The sequence below is a fragment of the Mesorhizobium sp. M1004 genome (genome assembly GCF_040318795.1).
GTDB lineage: Bacteria > Pseudomonadota > Alphaproteobacteria > Rhizobiales > Rhizobiaceae > Mesorhizobium.
In genome coordinates, this window is sequence record NZ_JAMYNB010000003.1 from 199,086 (window position 1) to 223,300 (window position 24,215).

The 24,215-nt window shown below is 63.5% G+C and carries 28 protein-coding genes, 1 tRNA gene and 1 pseudogene; 14 read left to right on the forward strand and 16 right to left on the reverse strand.

Annotation, left to right across the window (positions count from 1 at the left end):
• The first annotated feature begins 4 nt into the window (after positions 1-4).
• Genes NKH54_RS07890 through NKH54_RS07900 form a run of 3 tightly spaced genes read left to right on the forward strand, consistent with a single transcriptional unit; the run spans position 5 to position 1,210 of the window.
• Positions 5-331 carry an ArsR/SmtB family transcription factor gene (locus tag NKH54_RS07890; RefSeq protein ID WP_023699361.1) on the forward strand — a complete coding sequence of 109 codons (327 nt, stop codon included), beginning with the start codon at positions 5-7 and terminating at the stop codon, positions 329-331.
• A gap of 23 nt (positions 332-354) precedes the next feature.
• The gene (locus tag NKH54_RS07895; protein ID WP_032893136.1) at positions 355-729 is read left to right on the forward strand and encodes a nuclear transport factor 2 family protein; all 375 of its coding nucleotides are present in this window, start codon (positions 355-357) and stop codon (positions 727-729) included.
• Positions 730-745: 16 nt separating this feature from the next.
• Entirely contained in the window at positions 746-1,210 is a 465-nt protein-coding gene (locus tag NKH54_RS07900) for an SRPBCC family protein (protein WP_023670148.1), read from the forward strand.
• A gap of 29 nt (positions 1,211-1,239) precedes the next feature.
• On the opposite strand, the gene NKH54_RS07905 is transcribed toward NKH54_RS07900, so the two are convergent.
• From NKH54_RS07905 to NKH54_RS07915, 3 genes are all read right to left on the reverse strand, one after another.
• Positions 1,240-1,503, reverse strand: a complete 264-nt coding sequence (locus NKH54_RS07905; protein WP_023822283.1) for an ArsR/SmtB family transcription factor — start codon at positions 1,501-1,503, stop codon at positions 1,240-1,242.
• Between the two features lie 32 nt (positions 1,504-1,535).
• Positions 1,536-2,774 (reverse strand): MFS transporter, encoded by a 1,239-nt coding sequence (locus NKH54_RS07910; RefSeq protein WP_023683997.1) that lies wholly within the window; start codon positions 2,772-2,774, stop codon positions 1,536-1,538.
• 96 nt (positions 2,775-2,870) lie between these two features.
• Positions 2,871-3,065, reverse strand: coding sequence for a DUF1192 domain-containing protein (locus tag NKH54_RS07915; RefSeq protein ID WP_023670145.1), 195 nt, complete (start codon positions 3,063-3,065; stop codon positions 2,871-2,873).
• A gap of 136 nt (positions 3,066-3,201) precedes the next feature.
• Here NKH54_RS07915 and NKH54_RS07920 point away from each other — a divergent pair, with 136 nt between their 5' ends.
• From NKH54_RS07920 to NKH54_RS07930, 3 genes are all read left to right on the forward strand, one after another.
• Positions 3,202-4,212 (forward strand): NAD(P)H-quinone oxidoreductase, encoded by a 1,011-nt coding sequence (locus NKH54_RS07920; protein WP_032893124.1) that lies wholly within the window; start codon positions 3,202-3,204, stop codon positions 4,210-4,212.
• A gap of 325 nt (positions 4,213-4,537) precedes the next feature.
• Positions 4,538-4,678 (forward strand): DUF1127 domain-containing protein, encoded by a 141-nt coding sequence (locus NKH54_RS07925; protein WP_023670143.1) that lies wholly within the window; start codon positions 4,538-4,540, stop codon positions 4,676-4,678.
• A gap of 326 nt (positions 4,679-5,004) precedes the next feature.
• On the forward strand, positions 5,005-5,697 hold the full coding sequence (locus NKH54_RS07930; RefSeq protein WP_023670142.1) for a DUF1013 domain-containing protein: 693 nt from the start codon (positions 5,005-5,007) through the stop codon (positions 5,695-5,697).
• Between the two features lie 63 nt (positions 5,698-5,760).
• Here NKH54_RS07930 and NKH54_RS07935 read toward each other — a convergent pair whose 3' ends face one another.
• The 3 genes from NKH54_RS07935 to NKH54_RS07945 all read right to left on the reverse strand — a co-directional run bounded on the left by NKH54_RS07935 (position 5,761) and on the right by NKH54_RS07945 (position 7,370).
• Positions 5,761-6,480, reverse strand: coding sequence for a helix-turn-helix transcriptional regulator (locus tag NKH54_RS07935; protein ID WP_023683994.1), 720 nt, complete (start codon positions 6,478-6,480; stop codon positions 5,761-5,763).
• A 126-nt stretch (positions 6,481-6,606) separates the two neighbouring features.
• Positions 6,607-7,017: a hypothetical protein gene (locus tag NKH54_RS07940; protein ID WP_031199867.1), complete on the reverse strand. Its 411-nt coding sequence runs from the start codon at positions 7,015-7,017 to the stop codon at positions 6,607-6,609.
• Between the two features lie 182 nt (positions 7,018-7,199).
• Positions 7,200-7,370, reverse strand: a complete 171-nt coding sequence (locus NKH54_RS07945) for a hypothetical protein (protein WP_023670139.1) — start codon at positions 7,368-7,370, stop codon at positions 7,200-7,202.
• Positions 7,371-7,574: 204 nt separating this feature from the next.
• On the opposite strand from NKH54_RS07945, the gene NKH54_RS07950 reads away from it, so the two are divergent.
• On the forward strand, positions 7,575-7,736 hold the full coding sequence (locus NKH54_RS07950; protein WP_023683991.1) for a hypothetical protein: 162 nt from the start codon (positions 7,575-7,577) through the stop codon (positions 7,734-7,736).
• A gap of 9 nt (positions 7,737-7,745) precedes the next feature.
• Here NKH54_RS07950 and NKH54_RS07955 read toward each other — a convergent pair whose 3' ends face one another.
• The 8 genes and pseudogenes from NKH54_RS07955 to tkt all read right to left on the reverse strand — a co-directional run bounded on the left by NKH54_RS07955 (position 7,746) and on the right by tkt (position 17,526).
• On the reverse strand, positions 7,746-7,970 hold the full coding sequence (locus NKH54_RS07955) for a hypothetical protein (RefSeq protein ID WP_156933971.1): 225 nt from the start codon (positions 7,968-7,970) through the stop codon (positions 7,746-7,748).
• A gap of 121 nt (positions 7,971-8,091) precedes the next feature.
• On the reverse strand, positions 8,092-8,805 hold the full coding sequence (locus NKH54_RS07960; protein ID WP_353027976.1) for an SGNH/GDSL hydrolase family protein: 714 nt from the start codon (positions 8,803-8,805) through the stop codon (positions 8,092-8,094).
• 63 nt (positions 8,806-8,868) lie between these two features.
• Positions 8,869-9,607, reverse strand: a pseudogene (locus tag NKH54_RS07965) (DUF899 domain-containing protein).
• A gap of 173 nt (positions 9,608-9,780) precedes the next feature.
• Complete coding sequence (locus NKH54_RS07970) at positions 9,781-10,806, reverse strand: class I fructose-bisphosphate aldolase (protein WP_353027977.1); 1,026 nt, start codon at positions 10,804-10,806, stop codon at positions 9,781-9,783.
• A gap of 121 nt (positions 10,807-10,927) precedes the next feature.
• The gene (locus NKH54_RS07975; RefSeq protein WP_353027978.1) at positions 10,928-12,130 is read right to left on the reverse strand and encodes a phosphoglycerate kinase; all 1,203 of its coding nucleotides are present in this window, start codon (positions 12,128-12,130) and stop codon (positions 10,928-10,930) included.
• 145 nt (positions 12,131-12,275) lie between these two features.
• A complete protein-coding gene (locus tag NKH54_RS07980; protein ID WP_353027979.1) occupies positions 12,276-14,162 on the reverse strand; it encodes a potassium/proton antiporter in 1,887 nt (628 codons plus the stop codon).
• 206 nt (positions 14,163-14,368) lie between these two features.
• Positions 14,369-15,379 carry a type I glyceraldehyde-3-phosphate dehydrogenase gene (gene gap, locus NKH54_RS07985; protein WP_023683984.1) on the reverse strand — a complete coding sequence of 337 codons (1,011 nt, stop codon included), beginning with the start codon at positions 15,377-15,379 and terminating at the stop codon, positions 14,369-14,371.
• A 155-nt stretch (positions 15,380-15,534) separates the two neighbouring features.
• Positions 15,535-17,526, reverse strand: coding sequence for a transketolase (gene tkt / locus NKH54_RS07990; protein WP_023715027.1), 1,992 nt, complete (start codon positions 17,524-17,526; stop codon positions 15,535-15,537).
• 273 nt (positions 17,527-17,799) lie between these two features.
• On the opposite strand from tkt, the gene NKH54_RS07995 reads away from it, so the two are divergent.
• The 4 genes from NKH54_RS07995 to NKH54_RS08010 all read left to right on the forward strand — a co-directional run bounded on the left by NKH54_RS07995 (position 17,800) and on the right by NKH54_RS08010 (position 20,317).
• On the forward strand, positions 17,800-18,072 hold the full coding sequence (locus tag NKH54_RS07995; RefSeq protein WP_023670128.1) for a DUF4164 domain-containing protein: 273 nt from the start codon (positions 17,800-17,802) through the stop codon (positions 18,070-18,072).
• Between the two features lie 12 nt (positions 18,073-18,084).
• Entirely contained in the window at positions 18,085-18,450 is a 366-nt protein-coding gene (locus NKH54_RS08000; RefSeq protein ID WP_023670127.1) for a cell division protein ZapA, read from the forward strand.
• A gap of 190 nt (positions 18,451-18,640) precedes the next feature.
• The gene (locus tag NKH54_RS08005) at positions 18,641-19,300 is read left to right on the forward strand and encodes a peroxiredoxin (protein WP_023670126.1); all 660 of its coding nucleotides are present in this window, start codon (positions 18,641-18,643) and stop codon (positions 19,298-19,300) included.
• Positions 19,301-19,444: 144 nt separating this feature from the next.
• Entirely contained in the window at positions 19,445-20,317 is an 873-nt protein-coding gene (locus tag NKH54_RS08010; protein ID WP_502907494.1) for an MBL fold metallo-hydrolase, read from the forward strand.
• A gap of 303 nt (positions 20,318-20,620) precedes the next feature.
• Here the strand turns inward: NKH54_RS08010 and rpoH are convergent, their stop codons facing one another.
• Together rpoH and NKH54_RS08020 are read right to left on the reverse strand one after the other, a co-directional pair.
• Positions 20,621-21,532, reverse strand: coding sequence for an RNA polymerase sigma factor RpoH (gene rpoH, locus NKH54_RS08015; RefSeq protein ID WP_023670124.1), 912 nt, complete (start codon positions 21,530-21,532; stop codon positions 20,621-20,623).
• A 188-nt stretch (positions 21,533-21,720) separates the two neighbouring features.
• The gene (locus NKH54_RS08020; RefSeq protein WP_353027980.1) at positions 21,721-22,740 is read right to left on the reverse strand and encodes an RluA family pseudouridine synthase; all 1,020 of its coding nucleotides are present in this window, start codon (positions 22,738-22,740) and stop codon (positions 21,721-21,723) included.
• A gap of 26 nt (positions 22,741-22,766) precedes the next feature.
• Between NKH54_RS08020 and NKH54_RS08025 the strand changes: the two genes are divergently transcribed.
• The 3 genes from NKH54_RS08025 (at position 22,767) to NKH54_RS08035 (ending at position 23,735) form a co-directional block, all read left to right on the forward strand.
• The gene (locus NKH54_RS08025) at positions 22,767-23,147 is read left to right on the forward strand and encodes a fimbrial protein (protein WP_353002787.1); all 381 of its coding nucleotides are present in this window, start codon (positions 22,767-22,769) and stop codon (positions 23,145-23,147) included.
• A 13-nt stretch (positions 23,148-23,160) separates the two neighbouring features.
• The gene (locus tag NKH54_RS08030) at positions 23,161-23,568 is read left to right on the forward strand and encodes a VOC family protein (RefSeq protein ID WP_353027981.1); all 408 of its coding nucleotides are present in this window, start codon (positions 23,161-23,163) and stop codon (positions 23,566-23,568) included.
• 92 nt (positions 23,569-23,660) lie between these two features.
• Positions 23,661-23,735 (forward strand) — tRNA-Glu (locus NKH54_RS08035).
• Positions 23,736-24,215: the final 480 nt, after the last annotated feature.

The window sequence follows — 24,215 nt, forward strand, 5'->3', positions numbered from 1 at the left end:
CGCGATGCTGCACGATCCCGCCCAGCTCGACCTGATGTTCCAGGCGCTCGCAGACCCGGCCAGGCGCAGCATGGTCGAACGGCTGTCGCGTGGGCCGGCCTCGGTCAGCCAGTTGGCCGAACCGCTGGCGATGTCGCTGTCGGCCGTCGTCCAGCATCTCAACGTGCTCGAAGCAAGCGGGCTGGTGCGCTCGGAAAAGCTCGGCCGCGTGCGCACCTGCCAGATCGCGCCGCAGGCGCTGCGCAGCGCAGAACACTGGATCAACGAACGGCGGCTGACATGGGAGCGTCGGCTCGACCGGCTCGGCGATTTTCTCGCCGGGACCGAATGACCTGAAGCAGAGGAGAAATGACCATGCCCGGCAAAAGCAGAGCGGAGTTGATCCGCGGCTATTTTTCCGCCTACCAGGCGAATAACAAGGCTGCCGTCGCGGCGGTGCTCGCCGACGATTTCACCTTCACCAGCCCCTATGACGACGCCATCGACCGTGCGACCTATTTCGAGCGCTGCTGGCCGGACAGCCCGGCCTTCAGCTCGATCGTCATCGAGCGGATATGCGAGGACGAGGACGCCGCCTTTGTCCTCTATCGCTGCGAGACGGCGGACGGAAAGACCTTCCGCAACACCGAACTGCATCTGTTCCATGGCGACAGGTTGCGCGCCGTCGAAGTCTATTTCGGCGCGTCCTATCGCGACGGCGTCTTCGTCGCGCAGAAACCATCAAGCTGACCAAGAGGACCCGACCATGGCCGAACGATCCGTCGTCCACTCCACCTTCGTCCTCGAGCGCCTCTATCCAGTTGCGCCGGCGAAAGTCTATTTCGCGCTCAGCGATCCGGCCGCCAAGCGGCGCTGGTTCGCCGACCCCGACAACCCGATGACCCACAGGCACGAAATGGATTTTTGCGTCGGCGGCCAGGAGGTCAATGCCGGCGGGCCGAAGGACGGGCCGATCCACACCTATACCGCCACCTATCAGGACATCGTGCCCAACCAGCGCATCGTCTACAGCTACGACATGCTGTTCGGTGATGTCAGAATCTCGGTTTCGCTGGCGACAATTGAGCTTCGCCCGGAAGGCACGGGCACGCGTCTGGTGCTCACCGAGCAGGGCGCGTTTCTCGATGGGCACGACACACCGTCATCGCGCGAGCATGGTACCGGATTCCTGCTCGATGCGCTGGGCAAGGCGCTGGCAACGGACACTTGAAAGCCAGGGAGGCGAGCTGGAATCGCGGCCTATGCTTCCCAGAACTGATCAAGCCAAATATTGAGCTTGAGGAAGCCGCCACTGCTGACTGTATAGACCCGCCTCGTGCCCTCGGCCTTGGCCTGAACCAGACCGGCGTCCAGCAACACTTTCAAATGCTGGGACACGGCCGGGCGGGAGACTGGCAGGCCCGAAGCCAGTTCGTTGACGGTTTTCGGGCCACGCCGGAGCTCTTCCAGAAGATAGCGCCGGTTGGGGTCGGCAATCGCCATGAAGGCGTCAGAAAACATCATGCCTATACTTGTGGGGCAAAGCTTTTCAAATCTCAACCGTCGGCTTCCGCTTTTCTGAGCCGCAGTGCTTCAGGGGTGACCGAGCGATCGGCCGGCTGGGTCTTGAAGGCGTCGCGGTCTTCGATAGGCACCGGCGCGCGGCGGCTGATGCGCAGCAGCGTGTAGGCGGCGAGGCTGAGATGCGCCAGCGCGGTGGCCAGGAACAGGCCTTCGGGGCGGAGCCAGCCCATCAGGGCGGCAGCCAGCAAGGGCCCGATCATGGTTCCGAAGCCATACAGAAGCAGCAGGCCGCCCGAGACCTTGACGAAATCCTCCGATCGGGCGTGGTCGTTGGCATGCGCCACGGCGATCGAATAGAGCGTGTAGGCAAAGGCGCCGTAGGCGGCGGCGAAGACAATGACGAGGACGGCGGAACGCGGTTCGAACAGGAAGATCAGGATGGCGAACAGTGCGGCGCCGAAAGCCGCGCCCGCCAGCACGAAACGGCGGTCGGTCTTGTCGGAGAGGCGTCCGGCCGGAAGCTGCATGGCCGCGCCGGCAATAACGACAAGGCTCATCATCAGTGCGATCTGGGCGGTGGAGATGCCGATACGGGCGCCGTAGACGGCGCCAAGCGTGCCCCAGGCGCCATTGGCGATGCCGACCAACAGGCAGGCGATCGCCGACACCGGCGAGTTGGCGTAGAGACCTTTGACGTCGAGCTTGACGTCCTGCAAAGGCTTGGGAGACGAAGCCGACGACACCGCGGTCGGGATCAGCGACAGGCAGAACAATATGCCGGTGATCATGAACAGCGATGCCGATCTGACGTCGCCGCCGGCAACGATCATCTGGCCGCCCATGATCGAGGCATAGGTGACCATCATGTAGAGGCCGAAGACGGTGCCGCGGTTCTCGTTGGTGGCCTTCTCGTTCAGCCAGCTTTCGATGACCATGAAGGCTCCGGCCATGGTGAAGCCGGTGAAGGCGCGCAGCAGGATCCAGACATATTCGTCGATGATCAGGCCGGTAAGCAACGCCACGATGGCGCCCGAAGCGGCAAAGGCGCCGAACGCCCGGACGTGGCCGGCGCGGCGCACCAGGCGCGGTGCGAAGAAGCAGCCGGTGACGAAGCCACCGGCCCAGGCCGTGCCCATCAGGCCGAGCGATGCGGTCGAAAACCCTTCGAGCTGGCCGCGCAACGGCAACAACAGGCCGTGCAATCCCGAAGCCGCGAGCAGGAAAGCGGTGCCGCGAAGCAGCGAGAGGATCGGCCTGTAGCTTGCAAACATTGTTTGATCCGTCTGGAGATTCGGTGGCGGGGTCTGAAGACAGGCGCATTCGGGCTTTTCGGCGGCGGATGCTCAACGCCGAAACTAACGCGAAAACTAGCCGCGGCGAAACAGGGCTTCGGCCGCCGATTTGGTGCTGCCCTTGGTCTGGAGCTCGGCTTCGAGCCGGGCAATCTCCTCGCGCAGGATGCTGATCCGTTCGGTCAGGTCACCGACCGAAAGCAGCGACAGATCCTGTCCGATCTCATGCGGGCGGGCTTTCTTCTTGGGTTCGTCGTCGAAGATCGCCATCGTCGCTCCTCCCTATTCAGTATTGGGGCTGATTTGGCCATTTGCCTGATCCGGCAATCAGCATACATAGGGCAGGGGCGTAGATGCAAACAGCCGGCAAGAAGCTGGCAGCCGGCGGACCGAGACGGGAAATTTCATGGCGAGCGGACATAAAATTCCAGCCACGATGACGGCCATTGCAATCTCGCAACCGGGCGGGCCGCGGGTGCTGAAACCGGAAACGCGCGACGTGCCGGTGCCTGGTCCCGGCGAAATCCTGATCCGGGTGCGTGCGGCCGGCGTCAACCGCCCCGACGTGCAGCAGCGCAAGGGCGCCTATCCGGCGCCGCCCGGCGCTTCCGACCTGCCCGGTCTCGAGGCATCGGGCGAAGTGGCCGCCCTTGGCGACGAGATATCGCGCTGGCGCATCGGCGACCGGGTCTGCGCGCTGACGCCGGGGGGCGGTTATGCCGAATATGTCAAGGTTCATGCCGGCAGCGTGCTGCCGCTGCCCGCCGGCTTCACCCACACGGAGGCGGCCGCGGTTCCGGAAAACTATTTCACCGTCTGGCACAATGTGTTCGAGCGCGGCGGCCTGAAAAAGGGTGAGACGCTGCTGGTCCATGGCGGCTCATCGGGCATCGGCACCACGGCGATCCAGCTGGCGTCGGCCTTCGGCGCCTATGTCGTCACCACCGCCGGCAGCAAGGAAAAATGCGACGCCTGCCTGAAGCTCGGCGCCGACCGGGCGATCAACTACCGCGAGGAGGATTTCGTCGCGGCGGTCAAGGATGCGACCGGCGGCAAGGGGGCCGACGTCATTCTCGACATGGTCGGCGGCGACTATATCGCGCGCAACTACGAGGCCGCCGCGGTCGAGGGCAGGATCGTCCAGATCGCCGTCCAGGCCGGCGCGGTGGCGAGCGCCGATTTCTCGAAAATCATGGTCAAGCGGCTGACCCACACCGGCTCGACGCTGCGGCCTCGCACGGTCGAGTTCAAGGCGGCGCTCGCCGCCGCACTGGAAGCACAGGTGTGGCCGCTGCTCGGCACCCGGAAGGTAGCGCCGGTGATGGACATGATCTTCCCGCTGACCGACGCCTGGCGGGCGCATGAGCGCCTGGAAGAGGGCGAGCATATAGGCAAGATCGTTCTCGACGTCGGCTAGATGGGGCGAGATTCAGGTGAGGCCGGCCTGCGAATGGCGGCTCCCTGCGCTTCCGGCCTTCGCCGGCCGAAGCCCTCATGAGGGTTGCGGCAGTTAAGGCTACGGCCGGCGTAGGCCGGTTCTCGGGAGCCGCCATTCTCGGCTCGGCCTGGCCTGAATCTCGCCCCATGCTCCGCGCTCAGCCTGTCGGCAAGATGAACAGAAGCTTAATGCTGCAATGCAGCATTTGCATTGCGGCTATGCAAAGACGTCTGTTCAATTCGTGGGCAGCACTGCCTATCTAAGCGTCATCGAAACGATTTGATCCAACAACTGGAGGACAACCATGAACCCGATCCGCGCTTTCCGTAACTGGCGTATGTACAACGAAACCGTGCGCGAGCTGAACAAGCTCAACGCCCGTCAGCTCAGCGACCTCGGCATCAGCCGCGGCGACATCGAGAGGATTGCCCGCAAAGCCATCTAATTCGAAGCCTGGTCGGCCGATGAGGCCTGACCACGCGGCAGAAGCAAGAGCCGCCGCAGACGGTATCCCGTCGCCGGTTCCGAGCCCGCTGGACCCTGTCCGGCGGGTTTTGTCGTTTTGGACCCCCTGTACAACTCGGCATCAATGATCGCCGGAGCCGAGGTCCTCCTGGCCTCCCCCGCTGTCCGGTGTCCGACGGCTGCGCCCTGCGCCAAAAACATTGCGAAACGGCAGCGGAGCGGTTATACAGGCCGCGAATTTCCCATTTTGGTGGCTCTAAACCACCGCCCGCGCGGGAACGCGGGCGAACGAGAAGGATTTTTGAAATGGCCAATACGCTGCTGATGCCCAAGGCGACCGCCGTCTGGCTGGTCGACAACACCGCGCTTTCCTTCGAGCAGATCGCGCAGTTCTGCGGGTTGCATCCGCTCGAGGTCAAGGCGATCGCCGACGGCGAATCGGCGCAGGGCATCAAGGGCATGGATCCGATCATGACCGGACAGCTGACCCGCGACGAGATCGCGCGCGCCGAGAAGGATCCGAACCAGCGCCTGAAACTGTCCGACCCCAAGGTGCGGGTGCCGGAATCCAAGCGCAAGGGTCCCCGCTACACACCGCTGTCGAAGCGCCAGGACCGGCCCAACGCCATCCTGTGGCTGGTCCGCAACCATCCGGAATTGAAGGACGCGCAGATTTCGCGCCTGGTCGGCACGACCAAGTCGACGATCGAACAGATCCGCGAGCGCAAGCACTGGAATTCGGCCAATCTGCAGCCGATGGACCCGGTGACGCTGGGTCTCGCTTCGCAGATCGACCTCGACATGGAAGTCAACCGCGCCTCGCGCGGCCGCGAGCAGGCGCAGCCTGTCGGCGACACGCTGCTGCCGGCTGCCGTGACCGAGCGCCTGGTGCCGGCGCCGGAGAAGCCGAAGGACGAGGATGCCGAGCTCGACGCAAACGCCGTGTTCGCCAAGCTCTCGGCGCTCAAGTCCAAGAAGGAAGATGCGGACGACGAGTAAGGTTTGCGACAGTTCATCAAAAAAGCCCGCTTGGAGCGGGCTTTTTCAATGATTATCGAAGTCTCAGCTGCGCGCCGCCCGGTCCGGCGTCATGCCATAGTCCTCCGAGCGTTCGACGGCGCGGTAGAAGTCGGCAAGCTGCTTGCCGCGCTCAGGCTTGAAGATGCGGCCGGCGATGACCACCGAGGCGATGCGGTCGATGCGGAAGGCGCGGAAATCGTCGCGCATCTCGCACCAGGCAACCAGCGTCCATACCTTGCCCCAGAACCACAGACCGAGCGGACGGATGTCACGCCCGGTGCCGCGGCCGGCCTCGTCGCGGTAGTCGATGGTCAGCACCTGTCGCTTCTCGACAGCGCGCTCGATCACGTCGATCGCCTCACGCGCGGCGTCGCTCACCACCCACATCGGCGTGTGGATCTCGGTGCGGGCGATGCGGTCCTTCTCGGCGTCGGGCAGGACGGCGCCGATCTTGACCAGCGCCTCGTCGGCCGCACGCGCCATGGCCGCGCCGCCAAAGGCCCGCACCATGCGGGCGCCGGCGACCAGCGCGACGATTTCGTCACGCGTGAACATCAGCGGCGGAAGGTCGAAACCCTCCCTCATCATGTAGCCGACGCCGGCCTCGCCGTCGATCGGCACTCCGGTCGACTGCAAATCGGCGATATCGCGGTAGATGGTCCGCTCGGAAACCTCGAGCCATGTGCCGAGCTTCTGGGCGGTGACCAGCCGGCCGCCACGCAGGTGCTGCACGATCTGAAAGAGCCTGTCGGCACGTCGCATCGTATGGTCCCTCGGCTGCTTGTCTATGAATGTCATGGTCCCAAAACCGGTTCCGGGTGACATCCATGTCCTGTTTTATGCTTGTCGTTCTCCCAAAAACCGCTGCGCACTTTTGGGCGACACGCATTATGGTTTAAGTCCTTCGCGCTTGCGCTGCACGGCGACGAATTCCGCGCCGAAGGACAACTTCTTCGTTGTCGGCGTGTTCACGTCGAGCACACGCCAGTACGGCGTGATATCGTTCAGCGTCATGCCGCGTTCGAGATCCTCATTGGCGGCTTCGGCGACGGTTCGCAGATGATAGCCGATGGTGACCGGACATGTCACTTGCGCCCCATGCTCGATGGCGAGCGCGGTGCGCAAGGCGCGTACATCCATCTCGAGGCCGTTGGGGATCGTGCGGATGAAATCATCGACCTGACGGGCCGTCGGCACCAGCATCGGCTGGCCCTCGACGACGTCGCCCATTGTGCGTGGCGTCGGCTTCACGCCGTTGACGCCCGGCGTGTTCAGCCTGTCGTTCCAGCTTTTCACCATTCATGTCTCCTGACACGTTTATGGCATGGTGCTCCTGACAGCATTCTGTCAGGAGCCTTCAGCATTGTCCGTAGCAGGCGCCAAAAGTCTTTGCGCCAGCCCAAGGCGTCGCCGCCCGGGGGTCCATGTCAATGATCCGGGCGTTGCGGGGTCCGCATCCAAGCATTGTCATGTAAAACGCCTCAGATCTCGCGAATGCGGCTGTGACCCTCATACATATCCGGCCAGCCAATGTCCTTGCGGATGTCCGCCGGCAAGGAGTTCAGGAAGCGCTGGGTACGGACTTCATTGCGCATCGTGCGGATCTTGCCGACATAGTGCTGTACGCTGTTCAAAATACCAAAGCTGTTCATGACCATCTCCTCTTCTCTGATGGAGACACTATCGCATACCCCTCCTGACAGCAGTCTGTCAGGAGCATGTCAGCTCGTTGAAGAAAGCTGCGAGGTGCTTGGCGGTCGGTTCGGAAACGAGCCTTTTGTCAGGAATGGCCAAGTCGACCGAGACCATGCAAGAACCGCTTTGACAGCCTGTCGCGATGCTGCTCAAAGGCGGGCATGTCGAAACTCCTCGCGCTCGTCATCATCGGCATGATGGCCATTCAGCTGATCAAGCCGCTCGGCTGGCCGGGCCTGAAGCGGCGCGGCGATTTCTGGAAGCTGGCCCTGATCGCCATGGCGGCCATCGCGCTGGCGGGTGCGCTGGGGCACTGGGCATAGCCTTGAGGGTCAGGTCGGGTCCACCGTTCCCATGGCAATCATCCGGATGGCGTTGAGGCTGGGCACGAAGAAGTAATCGCCACCGCGCGTCGTCATGAATTCCGGCAGGTTCGCCGCAATAAAAGGCGTGGCGTTGGCCGGGCCGGCCGGAATGACATGCTTGCTCGATTCGGCGCGGTTGCCGGTCAGCGTGCAGGTGTCGTTGCCGGTTTCGGAATCCAGGCCGTAGCTCATCCATTGCTGCTGGATGATATTCTGGCTCAGATCCATTGGAAGCAGGCTGCAATCAACAGTATTTGGAAACACTCACGTCAGTTCTCTGAAGCCCACCAGTCCGAGCTTGTGCCCCCTCAGGTCAATCGGCGAGCACCCATCCGACCAGATGTTCGGCCCAGGCGCGGTAACCGGCTTCCGAGGCATGAAAGCCATCGGAGGCAAAGCCGGCCTCAGGGTTGGTGATCGGCAGCCGTGGCGCCGGCACGGCGCCGCGCTCGAAACAGAGGCGCTCGCCCATGCGGTTCATTGCGGTAGCGCGGATTTCGAGTATCTTGCCGAGCAGCGGCGGCATGGCCGGCGCACGGGTGAATTCCAGCACCGGCGACCAGACGACGCGGGCCTCCGGCCATTTGGCGCGCAGCGCGTAAAGCAGGCCGCCGAACTCTTTCTTGAAGCGCGGCACCGAGTGGAAATTCTTGGTGTCGTTGGTGCCGATGGCCAGCACTATATGCGTCCACCGATCGGCCGACAGATTGGGCAGCACATGGTCGCGGATCTGGCCCGACGTTGCCGAGTTGAATCCGGCGGCGCGCCAGCGCACGGCAAGGCCGGTTCGTTGTGCGACCAGCATGGCAAGCTGCGCGGCAAGCCCGTTCTCGGAATTGCCGATGCCGACGGAAGCGGCCGAGGAATCGCCCAGCACCAGCAGCGAGATGGCCGGCGCCTTGCCCGATATTTCGTGCATGACCGGCCCTTGTGCCGGCAGCATGCGGGTGGTGCGGCGGCGAACGCCGAGGCCCTGCCAGACATAAACGGGGTAGGCGAGCCAGGTAAGAAGGGCCGGGAAGCGCATGGCGATACCGTTTAGAGATCAGCGGCAGCCTTAGCGCAAGTTTCGCCTGAGGTGAACGAGCTTCTAGTCGCAGCAGTTCGGCTTGTCCGCCTGCTTGTCCTGATATTCGTCATGCAACCGCACCCAGTCCATCAGGCTATGATAAGGGCCATTTTCGCCGCGGCCCTTCGGTGTCATGTCGAGATAGTCGTAAGTGCCGATCTGGGCCTCGCCGCCGCGGGCGCGCGACATAAAGGTAAGGAATATGTCGCCGTTCTCTTCCTTGTAGAAAACACTGGTGCCGGGAAGGTCCTTTGACGTGCGCGGACGCGTCTCGAAATTGTAGGTGGTGTCGCCGCCCGCGATCTGCTTGTCGGTGAAGGAGACCTGCATGTCGAAGTTGAAATCCGAGGCGTAGGACGACACCCAGTCGAATTTCCAGCCCATACGCTGCTTGTAAGGCAGCAGTTCCGCCAGCGGCGCGCGCGCAACCACCACCAGCGACACGTCGTGGTGCCTGAGATGCTGATCGGCGCCGTCTATATGGTCGGCAAGGAAGGAGCAGCCTTCGCAGCGATGGTTCGATCCTGGCGTCATCATGAAGTGGTAGACGATCAGTTGGCTGTTGGCGCCGAACAGTCCGGCCAGGTTCTTCGGACCCTGCTCGGTCTCGAAGACATAGTCCTTGCGGATTTTCATCCAGGGCAGTTCACGCCGCTCGGCGGCGATGCGCTCACGCAACCGTGTCAATTCCTTCTCGCGCGCCAGATGCCTTGTGCGCCTCAAACCAGTCTTCACGCGAAACCACCTTGTTGCGAGTCATGAAGTTCTCCCTGTCTGTTCACCCAAGGACGTTTGGGGTGGGCAGAAACCGACATCGCTGTCAGCTTTTGCCGAAAGGTAGATAAGGATGAACGAACTCCGTCCAAGCCGGGCTTTGCATAAACAAAACCCGGGCGCATCGGCCCGGGTTGTATGACAACGGGAGGACTGCGCTCAGGCGGCCTGTTCGAGGCTCGCCGTCCATTGTCCCAGCGCCGCCAGATGGTTCATGTGGGCACGATGGGTGAAGGCGGCCTGGCCGGCGGCGACGTTCGATGCCTTGCCGCTCCAGGCCTTTTGCGGGGCGGCCTGCAAGGCGCGGCCATAGGAGAAGGTCAGCTTCCACGGATGCGGCCCGATGGCGTTGATGGCGTTGAGGTTGGCGGTAGCCTCCTCGTCCGACTGCCCGCCCGAAAGGAAGGCGATGCCCGGCACCGCTGCCGGTACGGTTTCGCGAAACAGTTTTATGGTCTTTTCCGCGACCTCTTCGGGGCTGCTCACCTTGCCTGATTTCCTGCCGGCCAGCACCATGTTCGGCTTCAGGATGGTGCCTTCCAGCACAACGCGCGCCGCATGCAGCTCGTCATAGAGCTTGATCAGCGTTGCCTTCGAGATGTCGTAGCAGGTGTCAATGTCGTGCGCGCCGTCCATCAGCACTTCCGGTTCGACGATCGGCACGATGCCGGCCTCCTGGCAAAGTGCGGCATAGCGGGCCAGCGCATGGGCATTGGAGGCAATCGAATTGGCCGAGGGCACGCCCTTGCCGCTGTCGATGTCGATCACCGCGCGCCATTTGGCAAAGCGGGCGCCGAGCTTGTAATAATCCGCGAGCCGCTCGCGCAAGCCGTCGAGGCCTTCGGTAACGGTATCGCCGGGAAAGCCGGCCAGCGGCTTGGCGCCGGCGTCGACCTTGATGCCGGGGATGGCGCCCGCCGCCTTGATGATGTCGACCAGAGGCGTGCCGTCGGCAGCCTTCTGACGGATGGTCTCGTCGTAGAGAATGACGCCGGAGATGTACTTCGTCATCGCGTCCTTGGCGCGGAACATCATCTCGCGGTAGTCGCGGCGGCTATCGGCGGTCGATTCGACGCCGATAACGTCGAAGCGCTTCTTGATGGTGCCGGAGCTCTCATCGGCGGCCAGCAGGCCCTTGCCGCCGGCCACCATCGCGGCGGCAATGTCTTCGAGACGTTCGCTCATTTTTCTTCTCCTAAGGGGGTACGTTCCGCGCGTAACGGAAGTCTACCGCCAAAGGAATGGGATCGGAAAGCTCGAATCGAATTGAAAGTTCCTGGCGTCCGTTTTTGCGCCCCCGATCCGGTCAGGCTTGTTTCTTCAGCACGTCGACGCCGGGCAGCGGCTTGCCTTCCATCCATTCGAGGAAAGCGCCGCCGGCGGTCGAGACATAGGTGAAGTCGTCGGCGACGCCGGCATGATTGAGGGCGGCCACCGTGTCGCCGCCACCGGCGACCGAGACCAGCTTGCCGGCCCTGGTGCGGGCCGCCGCGTGCTTTGCCGCAGCCACCGTGGCGTGGTCGAAAGGCTCGATCTCGAAGGCGCCAAGCGGGCCGTTCCAGACCAGGGTCGCGGCGCGGTCGATCCATTCGCCGATCGTCTTCACGGTCTTTTCGCCGACATCGAGGATCATGCCGTCAGCCGGGACATCCGCAATGGCAACGGTCTCGCTGGCCGCGCCTGCCTTGAATTCCTTGGCGACGACACCGTCGACAGGCAGGATGATGGCGCAGCCGGCTTCGGCGGCCTCGATCATGATCTGCTTGGCGGTCGCGGCAAGGTCATGCTCGCACAGCGACTTGCCGACAGCGGTGCCACGCGCGGCGAGAAAAGTGTTGGCCATGCCGCCGCCGATCACCAGCGCGTCGACCTTCTTCACCAGGTTCATCAACAAGTCGATCTTGGTCGACACCTTGGCGCCGCCGACAATGGCGACGACAGGGCGGACCGGATTGCCGAGCCCCTTCTCCAGCGCCTCGAGCTCGGCCTGCATGGTGCGGCCGGCATAGGACGGCAACAGCCGCGCCAGGCCTTCGGTCGAGGAGTGCGCCCGGTGGGCGGCGGAAAAGGCGTCGTTGACGAAGATATCGCCATTGGCGGCGAGCCGCTCTGTGAAATCAGGATCGTTCTTCTCCTCGGACTTGTGGAAGCGGGTGTTTTCCAGCAGCAGCACATCGCCCTTGTTCATGGCGGCGACCGCACTGCCCGCCGTGTCGCCGACGCAGTCGCCGGCAAAGCCGACGGGGCGGCCAAGCACCTCCGCGGCAGCCTTGGCGATCGGCTCCAGCGAGAATTCGGGCGAGGGACCATCCTTCGGGCGGCCGAAATGCGCGAGCAGGATGACCTTGGCGCCCTTGCCGGACAGTTCGGCGATGGTCGGTGCGATGCGTTCGATTCGGGTGGCGTCGGTGACCTTGCCGTCGGCGACGGGAACGTTGAGGTCGACGCGCACCAGCACGCGCTTGCCGCTGATATTGCCGATATCGTCGAGTGTCTTGAAGGCGGCCATGCTGATACCTTTCCGTGAAAAATCGCCGGGACCATACCTCGCATCGATGACGATGCAAGGCTTGAGCCGGGGTGCGAGCTAAATTTTGAGATCAAGGCGAAGGCTGTCGTGATGATGCGGGACGTCAGCGTGAACGGATCGCTTGTCAGCCTTCGGTCGTTATCTTTTCCGCCGTCGGCTCAAGGGCCTTCTCATTGGCTATCGCCTCTGCAGTCTGCGTCTCGGTCGGCTTGTGCCAGTTGCGGATGAAGGCGGAGACCCGATCGCCGATCTCGCCGGCGCTCAGGAACACCGGAACCCGCGCCACCGGCGCGGTCGGCTCGAAAGAGAGGCCGAGACCGGTGATCTTGCCCTTGTCGTCGACGTCGCGGACGATCAATTCGATCGGGCCGATCAGCACCCGGTCGGCATATTCGGCATGGCCGCCGAGCCGCGCCGTCACCAGCGCGCCGACGGTGAGCTTCTGCTCGGCTTCGCTCAATCCCGGAGTGTATGCGGCCTCGAGCTCTGCGGCCGAGCGGGCGGGATCGACGGCGAAGGCGCCGAAGAAGTCGGCATCCTCGGGGTCGACTACGGCGCGGCTGGCAAACAGCTTGTCAAGCAGGCGCGGATAGCGGTCGGGCACGAAGATATAAACCTGGTCGCCGGCCGCGAGCCGGCCCATGTCCTGGAAACGCATCGAGCGGCCGTCGCGCAGCACCAACGAGGGCCGTGCCCAGCGCGGGATACGCTCGCCGCGCGCCACCGGGCTGCCGGGCGCCACGCGGTAGGCGAGCAGTTCGTGATGGGCGGAGCCCGGCAGTTCGAGTTCGACCTTGTCGAGCGGCCCGAGCCTCGCCGGCACGATCAGGCCGAGCCGGCGCGCCAGCGGACCGACCGACCAGCCCTGCACCACCAGCGATACCAGCACGATGATGAAGGCGACGTTGAAGATGGTGCGGCCGTTCTCCAGTCCGCCGAGCAGCGGGGTGATGGCAAGCAGGATGGACACGGCGCCGCGCAGGCCGACCCAGGAGACGAAGGCGATCTCGGGACGCGGCAGGCGGAACGGGATCAGGCAGAGCCAGACGGCGACAGGGCGCGCGACAAACATCAGGAATAGGCCGAGCAGCACCGCCGGCACCATGATCGCCGCAAACTGCGAGGGTGTCGCGAACAGGCCGAGGATCAGGAACATGATGATCTGTGCCAGCCACGACATGCCGTCCTGGAAGCGCTTCAGGATGGTGACGGCGCGGATGTCGGAGTTGCCGGCAATGAGCCCGGCGAGATAGACCGCCAGGAAGCCCGAGCCGCCAATGGCGCCGGCCGCGGCGAACACCATCAGTGACAGGGTCAGCACGAAGATCGGCAGCAAGCCATGGTCAAGGTTGAGCCGGTCGACGAGGCGCACGATGCCGAGCCCGCCAAGCACGCCGACGACGGCGCCGAGCCCCATATTGAGCAGGAAGCCGAGGATCAGGTCGGTGACCAGCACATGGGTCTCGGGATTGGCGTGGGCGGCGATGATCTCGACCAGCGTGATGGTCAGGAAGATGGCGATCGGGTCGTTGGTGCCGGATTCGACTTCCAGTGTCGCGCGCACGCGTTCGCGCAGATTGATCTCGCCGGCGCGTAGCAGGAAGAAGACGGCCGCCGCATCGGTCGAGGCGACCGCGGCGCCGAGCAGGAAGGATTCCAGCCAGCTGAGGTCGAGCAGGTAATAGGCGGCGGCGCCGAACAGGCCAGTGGTCAGGATTACGCCGAAGGTCGCCAGCGACACCGCCGGTCCGGCCGCCTGGCGCAGCGCGTTGAGCGGCGTGCCGAAACCGGAATCGAACAGGATGACCGCCAGCGCCAGCGAGCCGGCAAAATATGCCACGCGCGCATTGTCGAATTCGATGCCGAGACCATCGACGCCGCTGGCGAGGCCGATGCAGAGGAAGAGCAGCAGCAACGGGGCGCCGAAGCGGAAGGCGATCAGGCTCGAGAACGCTGCGGCGACGACTAGCGCTGTGCCGACTAGCGTGACGAGATAGATCGCATGCTCCATCCGTGATTTGCCCCTCGAATTCCTCTTTCTACCGATTCACGGGAGAGTGGGGCGAAGGCATGGCCGGTGCAAGGCGCAAGGATGGCTTTTTGCCTTATGCCGCTGATTTTCCGGCGTTTGGCGGCTCGGCGCGCCTTGCCCGGCGCGCTGACGAAAAACGCCCGGGCACAGCCGGGCGTTCGAAGCTGCGAGACGATGCCTTCAGGTCAGGCGATGGTCTTGCCGAAGGCGACCGAGGTGTCGGCCATGCGGTTGGAGAAGCCCCACTCATTGTCGTACCAGGACAGCACCGAAACGAAGTTGCCGTCCATGACCTTGGTCTGGTCGAGCGCCAGGATCGACGAGCGCGGATCGTGGTTGAAGTCGATCGACACATTCGGATGATGGGTGACGCCGAGAATGCCCTTCAGCTTGCCGTTGGAGGCAGCGATCACCGCTTCGTTTATCTCCTGCACGGTGGTGGCGCGCTTGGCGATGAACTTGAAGTCGACAACCGAGACGTTGGGGGTCGGCACGCGGATCGAGATGCCGTCGAGCTTGCCCTTGAGGTCGGGCAGCACCAGGCCGATCGCCTTGGCCGCACCGGTCGAGGTCGGGATCTGCGACAGGGCAGCCGCGCGGCCGCGGTAGAGATCCTTGTGCATGGTGTCCAGCGTCGGCTGGTCGCCGGTGTAGGAGTGGATCGTCGTCATCATGCCCTTTTCGATGCCGACGGTCTCGTGCAGCACTGCGGCCAGCGGCGCCAGGCAGTTGGTGGTGCAGGACGCATTCGAAATGACGATGTGGTCCTTGGTCAGCTTGTCGTGGTTGATGCCGTAGACGACGGTGAGGTCAGCACCTTCGGCAGGCGCGGAGACGACGACGCGCTTGGCGCCGGCGGTCAAATGCGCGGCAGCCTTGTCGCGGGCGGTGAAGATGCCGGTGCATTCGAGCGCGATGTCGATGCCGAGCTCCTTCCACGGCAGCTGCGCCGGGTCCTTGATCGCGGTGACCTTGAAGGTCTCCTTGCCGACGGTGATCTGGTCGCCCGAGACCGACACTTCGTGCGGGAAGCGGCCGTGCACGCTGTCATAGCGCAGCAGATGCGCGTTGGTCTCGACCGGGCCGAGGTCGTTGACGGCGACGACGTCGATGTCCTTGCGGCCGGATTCATGGATGGCGCGCAGGATGTTGCGGCCGATGCGGCCAAATCCGTTGATGGCAACTCTGACGGTCATTTTACTCTCCCTGGGAGCTGGAGGCGGCAGATGGGTCCGCAGCTTCATAGCGGCGGATGGCACAAGAATCCAGCCGCAGAAGGCCGAATTTAAATCGATTAGGTTGGTCCAGCCCCGCGAATCCGCCTTGGAGGTGCGCGGGACTGACCCTGATCTTACTTGCCGTGCAGGCGGGCTTCCGCCGCCTTGGCCGCGGCTTCGGCGGTGATGCCGAAATGCGGGTAGAGCTGCTCGATGGTGCCGGAAGCGCCGAAGCCGGTCATGCCGATGAAGATGCCGTCGGAGCCGATCAGGTGATCCCAGCCCTGGCGGATGCCGGCCTCGATCGCCATCTTGATCGGCGCGTTGCCGATCGTCTCCTTGCGGTAGGCGTCGCTCTGCTGGTCGAACAGTTCGAAGCAAGGCACCGAGACGACGCGGGTCGGGTGCCCATGCTTTTCAAGCAAATCACGGGCGCCGAGCGCGATCTCGACCTCGGAGCCGGTGGCGAAGATCGTCACCGCCGCTTCGCCGCTCGCCGCGGCCAGTTCATAGGCGCCCTGGCTGCTGAGGTTCCTGGCCGAGTGCTCGGTGCGCACCGTCGGCAGGTTCTGGCGGGTCAGCGCCAGGGTGGACGGGGTCTTTTCCGATTCAATGGCGATCTGCCAGCATTCGGCGGTTTCCACCGCGTCGGCCGGGCGGAAGACATTGTGGTTGGGGATGGCGCGGAGCGCCGCCAGGTGCTCGACCGGCTGGTGGGTCGGGCCGTCTTCGCCCAAACCGATCGAATCATGGGTCATGACGAAGATCGAGCGGATGCCCATCAGCGACGCCAGCCGCATCGACGGACGGGCATAGTCGGAGAAGCACATGAAGGTGCCACCATAGGCGATGAGGCCGCCATGCAGCGTCAGGCCGTTGAGGGCGGCCGCCATGCCATGCTCGCGGATGCCGTAGTGGACATAGCGCTGGCCGTAATCGTCCGGCGTGATGTTCTTGGTCTGGCTGGTCTTGGTGTTGTTGGAGCCGGTGAGGTCGGCAGAGCCGCCGATGGTTTCCGGCACCGCGCCATTGATGACTTCCAGCGCCATTTCCGACGATTTGCGGGTGGCGACCTTCGGCTTGTCGGCCGACAGCTTCTTCTTGTAGTCGGCAATGACGGCATCGAAATTCGACGGCAGCTTGCCGGCGAGGCGGCGCTCGAACTCGGTCTTCAACTCAGGCTTGGCCTTGGCCAGGCGGCCTTCCCAGTCGGTGCGCGGCTTGACGCCGGCCTTGCCGGCGGTGCGCCAGGCGTCGAGAATGTCGGCCGGAATTTCGAAGGGCGGCGAGTCCCAGTTGAAGAATTTCCGCGCGCCTGCGATCTCGTCGGCGCCGAGCGGCGAACCGTGGGCCTTGTTGGTGCCGGCCTTGGTCGGGGCGCCGAAGCCGATGGTCGTCTTGCAGGCGATCATCGTCGGCTTGTCGGAATGGCGGGCGGCTTCGATGGCGTAGGCGATCGCCTCGGGGTCGGTGCCGTCAATGTGACTGGCGTTCCAGCCCGAGGCCTGGAAGCGGGCGACCTGGTCGGTGTTGTCTGCAAGCGAAACCGGACCGTCGATCGAGATGTTGTTGTTGTCCCAGAAGACGATCAGCTTGTTGAGCTTGAGGTGGCCGGCCAGCGCAATGGCTTCCTGGGAAACACCTTCCATCAGGCAGCCGTCGCCGGCCAGCACATAGGTGTAGTGGTCGACGAGGTCGTTGCCGAAGGCGGCGTTCATGATGCGCTCGCCGAGCGCGAAGCCGACCGAATTGGCGAGACCCTGGCCGAGCGGGCCGGTCGTCGTCTCGATGCCGGTGGCATGGCCGTATTCGGGATGGCCGGCAGTCTTGGAACCCAGTTGGCGGAAATGCTTGATCTGGTCGAGGGTCATGTCCTCGTAACCGGTCAGATGCAGCAGCGAGTAGAGCAGCATAGAACCATGGCCGGCCGACAGGATGAAGCGGTCTCGGTCCGGCCAATGGGGGTTCTTCGGATCATATTTCAGAAAGCGGGTGAACAGCACTGTGGCGATGTCGGCGCAGCCCATGGGCAGGCCGGGATGGCCGGACTGGGACTTCTCGACGGCGTCCATGGAGAGAAAACGGATCGCATTGGCCATCCGGTCATGTTGTTCACGCGACGTCATGGTACCTCCGGGGTGGGAATTTGTGGGCTTGGCAGAGCCCAGGAAAGAGTGCGCGACACATAGCAGCCACGGGCTTTTAGTCAACAAATCGGCTGCACATTTGCCGGTCTTGTGATGGCTTTGAGACCTTATGGGGCGACCTACATTAGCGTTAGCGGGGGACAGTCGCGAGAGCTTTGTTGACGTTGCCTTCACCCGGTGCCTAATGTTTCCTTGTTAACGCGTTCTGAACGCGAAGCGATTCGGTGATGGGCAGGGCACAGGACGAAGGCCATGACCGGCGAAACCACACTCAAGGAAGTCATCCACAGGCTGGGCAAGGCCATCGAGGGGCTGGAAAACGCCGTCGCGGCCAAGCTCGAGCACGAGCGCGACTATTCCGAAGCCGAGGCTGAGGTGCAGCGCATGAACGCCGACCGTTCACGGCTGGCGCAGGAACTCGACAATTCCGAAGCCCGCGCCGAACGGCTGGAAGATGCCAACAAGGAAGTGTCGCGCCGCTTGGTGACCGCCATGGAAACCATCCGCGCGGTGCTGGACAGGTAGGAGCTGCAGGCCATGGCACAGGTCACGGTTTCCATCGACGGCAAGCAGTATCGCATGGCTTGCGACGAGGGTCAGGAAGAGCACCTGATCGACCTCGCCGAGCGGTTCGACCGTTATGTCTCGCATCTGAAGGATTCGTTCGGCGAGATCGGCGACCAGCGGCTGACGGTGATGGCCGGCATCATGGTGATGGACGAGCTTTCGGAGCTGCAGAAGCGGGTCAAGGGCATGGAGACCGAAGTGCAGACGCTGCGCAAGACTCGCGACGAAGCGCTGACCAAGGCCGACAAGAACGACACCGTGCTGACCAGCGCGCTCGGCGCGCTCGCCCAGCGCATGGAAGACCTGGCCACGTCGCTGGCGGTCAACAAGGCCTGAGCCTTCCCCGCACAAACGAAAGATTGTCGGCCCAACGTCGGTCCGTAGAACGAAAGTGCTCGTTCCGTCGCCAATAATAGTTTCCTATTGTCCTGCAGCCGCGATTTTTGCGCTAAGATGCGGGAATGCCGGAGCGTTGACGCCGTCCACGGCCGCTCCTGACGAAATCTGTTGCTGGGGAAATAATGCCATGAGCCTTCGTATCAACGACATCGCGCCTGACTTCACCGCCGAGACCACGCAAGGGCCGATCAAGTTTCATGACTGGATCGGCGACGGCTGGGCGATCCTGTTCAGCCATCCGAAGAATTTCACCCCGGTCTGCACCACCGAGCTGGGCACGATGGCGGGGCTCGAAGGCGAGTTCAAGAAGCGCAACGTCAAGGTCATCGGCATTTCCGTCGATCCCGTTGCGAGCCACGACAAGTGGCAGGCCGACATCAAGACGGCGACCGGCCAGACGGTGAACTACCCGCTGATCGGCGACAAGGACCTCAAGGTCGCCAAGCTCTATGACATGCTGCCGGCGGGCGCCGGCGAGACGTCGGAAGGCCGCACGCCGGCCGACAACGCCACGGTGCGCTCGGTCTATGTCATCGGGCCGGACAAGAAGATCAAGCTGGTGCTGACTTACCCGATGACGACGGGCCGCAACTTCGACGAGATCCTGCGCGCGGTCGATTCCATGCAGCTGACCGCCAAGCACCAGGTGGCGACGCCGGCCAACTGGAAGCAGGGCGAGGATGTGATCATCACCGCCGCGGTTTCGAACGAAGATGCGGTCAAGCGTTTTGGCGCTTTCGAGACGATCCTGCCCTATCTCAGGAAGACCAAGCAGCCGTCAGCCTAGGTTTTCTCCGTCGGAGCTATTTCGGGCTTCAGTCCTATTTGTGGCAAGGCGTGCTTGACCGGCGCGCTTTGCCAGATGACCATGCTCTTGTTCAACCCGACGGAGAAAACGGTTCCTGTCGGCAAGGGGCAGGGGGGCCGGACATTGGACATCGCTTCGGCCAAACCTGAGGTCGCCGGCTTCTACGACAAGCCGACCGGCGCCATCCAGTATGTCGTCACCGACCCGGTGACGAGACGCTGCGCCGTCATCGACCCGATCCTCGACTTCGACGAAAAATCCGGCGCGACGGCGACGAAGAATGCCGACGCCTTGCTGGATTTTATCCGCGAAAACGGGCTGGAGCTCGAGTGGATCCTGGACACCCATCCGCATGCCGATCATTTCTCGGCGGCGCACTATCTCAAGGAAAGGACCGGCGCGCCGACGGCGATCGGCGACAGGATCGTCGAAGTCCAGGCGCTGTGGAAGGCGATCTACAACTGGCCGGATTTCCCCGCAGACGGCTCGCAGTGGGACCGGCTGTTTGGGGAAGGCGAAACGTTCATGATCGGCAACCTGCCGGTCAAGGTGCTGTTCTCGCCCGGCCACACGCTCGCCTCGATCACCTATGTCATCGGCGACGCAGCCTTCGTCCACGACACGCTGTTCATGCCCGACAGCGGCTCGGCAAGGACGGACTTTCCCGGCGGCAGTGCCGCGCGGCTGTGGCATTCGATCCAGGGCATTCTGGCGCTGCCGGACGAAGCGCGGGTGTTTGTCGGCCACGACTATCAGGCCGGCGGCCGCGAGCCGTGCTGGGAGAGCACGGTCGCCGAGCAGAGGGCAAAGAATATCCACCTCGTTGCGGCGCGCAGCGAAGCCGAGTTCGTCGACTTGCGCGAAGCGCGCGACAAGACACTGCCGATGCCGCGGCTGATCCTGCATGCGCTGCAGGTCAACATGAATGGTGGACGGCTGCCGGAACCGGAGGCCAATGGAAGGCGGTATCTGAAGTTTCCGCTTGATGGTTTGTGAGAGGGTGCTGTCGGTGAACAGCTAATCTCCCCCCTTGAGGGGGAGATGCCCGGCAGCAGGGCAGAGGGGGGTGCTGTCCCGCCGACCCGTCTAATGGTTTTAGCTGTGTGATCGAGCTGGTTCGGTTGGGGGTAGCTAGCACGAAAAGGCGGCGTTCCGTCACGCCCCCTCTGTCCTGCCGGACATCTCCCCCTCAAGGAGGGAGATTGGCTGTCGCCCGGTTTTCGCCAACCACCAGCGGACCCACAAAAAAGCGGCGCCAGTTTCCTGGCGCCGCTTTTTGTTTCGTAACCGAACCCAGCTTTACGCCGCGGGCTGCGCCTCGATCGTGCGCAGCGCCTGCATCTGGCGCTTGGCGGCGGCCTTGACCGCGTCCTGCACCTTCTCGAAGGCGCGCACCTCGATCTGGCGCACGCGCTCGCGGCTGATGTCGAACTCGGACGAGAGTTCTTCCAGCGTCAGCGGCTCCTCGGCGAGGCGGCGGGCCTCGAAGATGCGCCGCTCACGATCGTTGAGCACGGCCAGAGCGCCCGACAGCATGCCGCGGCGGTTTTCCAGCTCGTCCTGCTCGATCAGCATGTCTTCCTGGCTTTCGTGGTCATCGACCAGCCAGTCCTGCCATTCGCCGGATTCACCTTCGCTGGCGCGGATCGGCGCGTTCAGCGACGCGTCGCCCGACAGGCGGCGGTTCATCGACACGACTTCAGCTTCCGACACGTTCAGCCGGGTGGCGATCTCGGTGATCTGGTCGGGCTTGAGGTCGCCATCGTCCAGCGCCTGGATCTTGCCCTTCACCTTGCGCAGGTTGAAGAACAGGCGCTTCTGATTGGCGGTCGTGCCCATCTTGACCAGGCTCCACGAGCGCAGGATGTACTCCTGGATCGAGGCCTTGATCCACCACATGGCGTAGGTCGCGAGGCGGAAGCCACGCTCGGGTTCGAATTTCTTGACGGCCTGCATCAGGCCGACATTGCCTTCCGAGATCACTTCGCCGATCGGCAGGCCGTAGCCGCGATAGCCCATGGCGATCTTGGCGACGAGCCGAAGATGGCTGGTGACGAGCTTGTGCGCAGCGGAAGTGTCTTCATGCTCGGCGTAGCGCTTGGCGAGCATGTACTCTTCCTGCGGCTGAAGCATGGGAAAGCGGCGGATTTCTTCCAGGTAGCGGCTGAGGCCGCCTTCGCCGGAAACAATACTGGGTAGTGACTGGGCCATGATTGCGCCCCCTCTCTATTGGAGTGATGCCCCCGAAACGCGGCGGGCATGTGACGCGAGCACCAAAAGGCTCGCCCGCGACAACTGATTTATATAGGAACAAAACCAGAAAAGACAGGCATTTGTTCAACACGAAACAGTGTGTCACGCTGAAGTGAACAATGCCGCTCAGGTTTTAGCTGGCTGGTTCAGAGCTTGCGGAAGCCGCCGACGAGTTCCTCCATGTCCCCCGGTATCGGCGCCTCGAACCTCATCGATAAATGGGTAGCCGGGTGCCGAAATGCAAGGAGCCATGCATGCAAAGCCTGCCTGGAAAATGCCTTGACCTGACCCTTCAGCAGCTCGGGCAGCCGGTTGGCCTTGGTGCGGAAGGCCTGGCCGTAATCGGGGTCGCCGATGACGGGATGGCCGATATGGGCCATGTGGACGCGGATCTGGTGGGTGCGGCCGGTTTCCAGCCGGCATTCGACCAGGCTGGCGGTGGCGAACGCCTGCTGGCCCTCGCCGAAACGCTCCTTGACGGTGAAATTGGTCACGGCGTGGCGGGCATCGTCACGGCCTTCCGGCACGACGGCGCGGCGCACGCGGTCGGCGGCACGGCCAAGCGGCGCATCGACCGTTCCGGCCGGCCGCGACGGGATTCCCCAGACCAGCGCCAAATAAGCACGTTCGAGGTCGCCGGTGCGGCCGTGGTCGGCAAAGGCCTCCGACAGCGCCTTGTGGGCGCGGTCGGTCTTGGCCACCACCATGACGCCGCTGGTCTCCTTGTCCAGCCGATGGACGATGCCCGGCCGCCTGACGCCGCCAATGCCTGAGAGACTGTCGCCGCAGTGGTGGATCAGGGCATTGACCAGCGTGCCGGTCCAGTTGCCGGCGCCGGGATGGACGACGAGGCCGGCCGGCTTGTTGATGACGATCAACTCGTCGTCCTCATAAAGCACGTCGAGCGCGATGGCCTCGCCCTGCGGTTCGGCCGGTTCCGGCTCGGGCATGACGACCGATACGCGCTCGCCAGCACTCATCTTGCGCTTGGTCTCGTCGACCGGCTTGCCGTCGATGGACACCGCGCCCTGCTTGATCAGCATCTGCACGCGGCTGCGCGACATGTCAGGCCCGAGGGCGCCCGCCAGCCACTGGTCGAGGCGCTGGCCGGCAGCATCGGTGCCGGCCTCTATGAATTGTCGGGTCTCTTCGCTATGAGCGCTCATCGAAAAAAGTTCCGGAAAGTTCTGCCATGGCCCGGCCCGTTGCCGATGAAGAAGAAAAGCCGCTCGATCCCGAGATCGAAAAGGTGCGCGGCAGGCTCATCCGTTTCATGGCCATCAATCTCGGCCTGCTTTTGCTGGCCCTTATGGTGGTGATCGCGGCCATTGTCTACAAATCGCGCAAAGCGCCGCCCGCGAACCCGCCGCTCGCCAACGACATTCCAGTTCCGCCCGGCGAGCCGCTCGCGGCCGACATAGTGCTCCCGGTCGGAGCCAAGGTGATCAGCCAGGCTCTGTCGGGCAATCGCATTTCGATCGACGCCGAGCTCAGCGACGGCAGCCGCACCGTCTTCGTCTACGACATCGCCGAGCGCCGTATCATCGGCCGCTTCGCCATCCGCAACAAATAGCCGGGCCGAAACAATGACCGGGTTTGCCGAACATCGCGGCATCGGAACCATCACGCTCGTCGTCGCCGACTATGACGAGGCGATTGCCTGGTATGTCGGCAAGCTTGGCTTTGCGCTCTGCGACGACATCGATCTCGGTGACGGCAAGCGCTGGGTGACGGTGACGCCGTCGGCCGGGCAAGGCCCGCGGCTGCTTCTGGCGGAAGCGTTGGACGATGTGCAGAAAAGCCGCGTCGGCGACCAGACCGGCGGCCGCGTGGTTTTGTTTCTCGAAACCGATGATTTTGCCAGGGACCATGCGACGATGCTGGAAAACGGCGTCGATTTCCACGAAACGCCACGCCATGAGCCTTACGGCACCGTGGCGGTTTTCGCCGATCTCTACGGCAATCTGTGGGACCTGATCGAGCCGAAACGCTAAGTCCGCAAACCGAGATTGCACAGAAGCGGTCCGGCGGTTCGAAGCCCAGTTGCTTTTTCCAAACCGTCAGCCTATATCGCCGGTTCTTGAACGCGCCCATCGTCTAGCGGTCAGGACACCGCCCTCTCACGGCGGGAACAGGGGTTCGATTCCCCTTGGGCGTACCAAACAACGACTTTCCTTCCGCATCATCGAAAATTTCGGGCAGCAGCCGCGCGGATCGCGTGTGACCGCGAGGGTCGGCGGCATCAGCGAAATTCGGCAAGTCCGCGCACCCGAATACACCCAATTTAAGTCAGGCCGCGACGCTTGAACACGTAGCGATCTCTGTTACTTGCGGTGCGGGGATAGCATCTGCGGCAACGCGGATTTGGTTTGGCATAGCAGGCATGAATTCGGCAAAAATGATATGCCCGTGCTGTCACGGCAGCGGGCAGGTTTTCGATTGCTTGAAATGGCGTGAGTCGAAAGGGCATTGCTGCCCGCAAGGTACGCATCGGGCCGGCTGTCCCGGGCAGACCATGGCATGCGCCGAATGCGCGGGCCTGGGCACGCTGGCGGAGGCCGAACTCAGAGCCGTTGCGTAGCCTCAGGTCATGCAACCTTAAGCCTCTTTCACCATCCAGCGCCGGCAGTCTCCGCGAGCT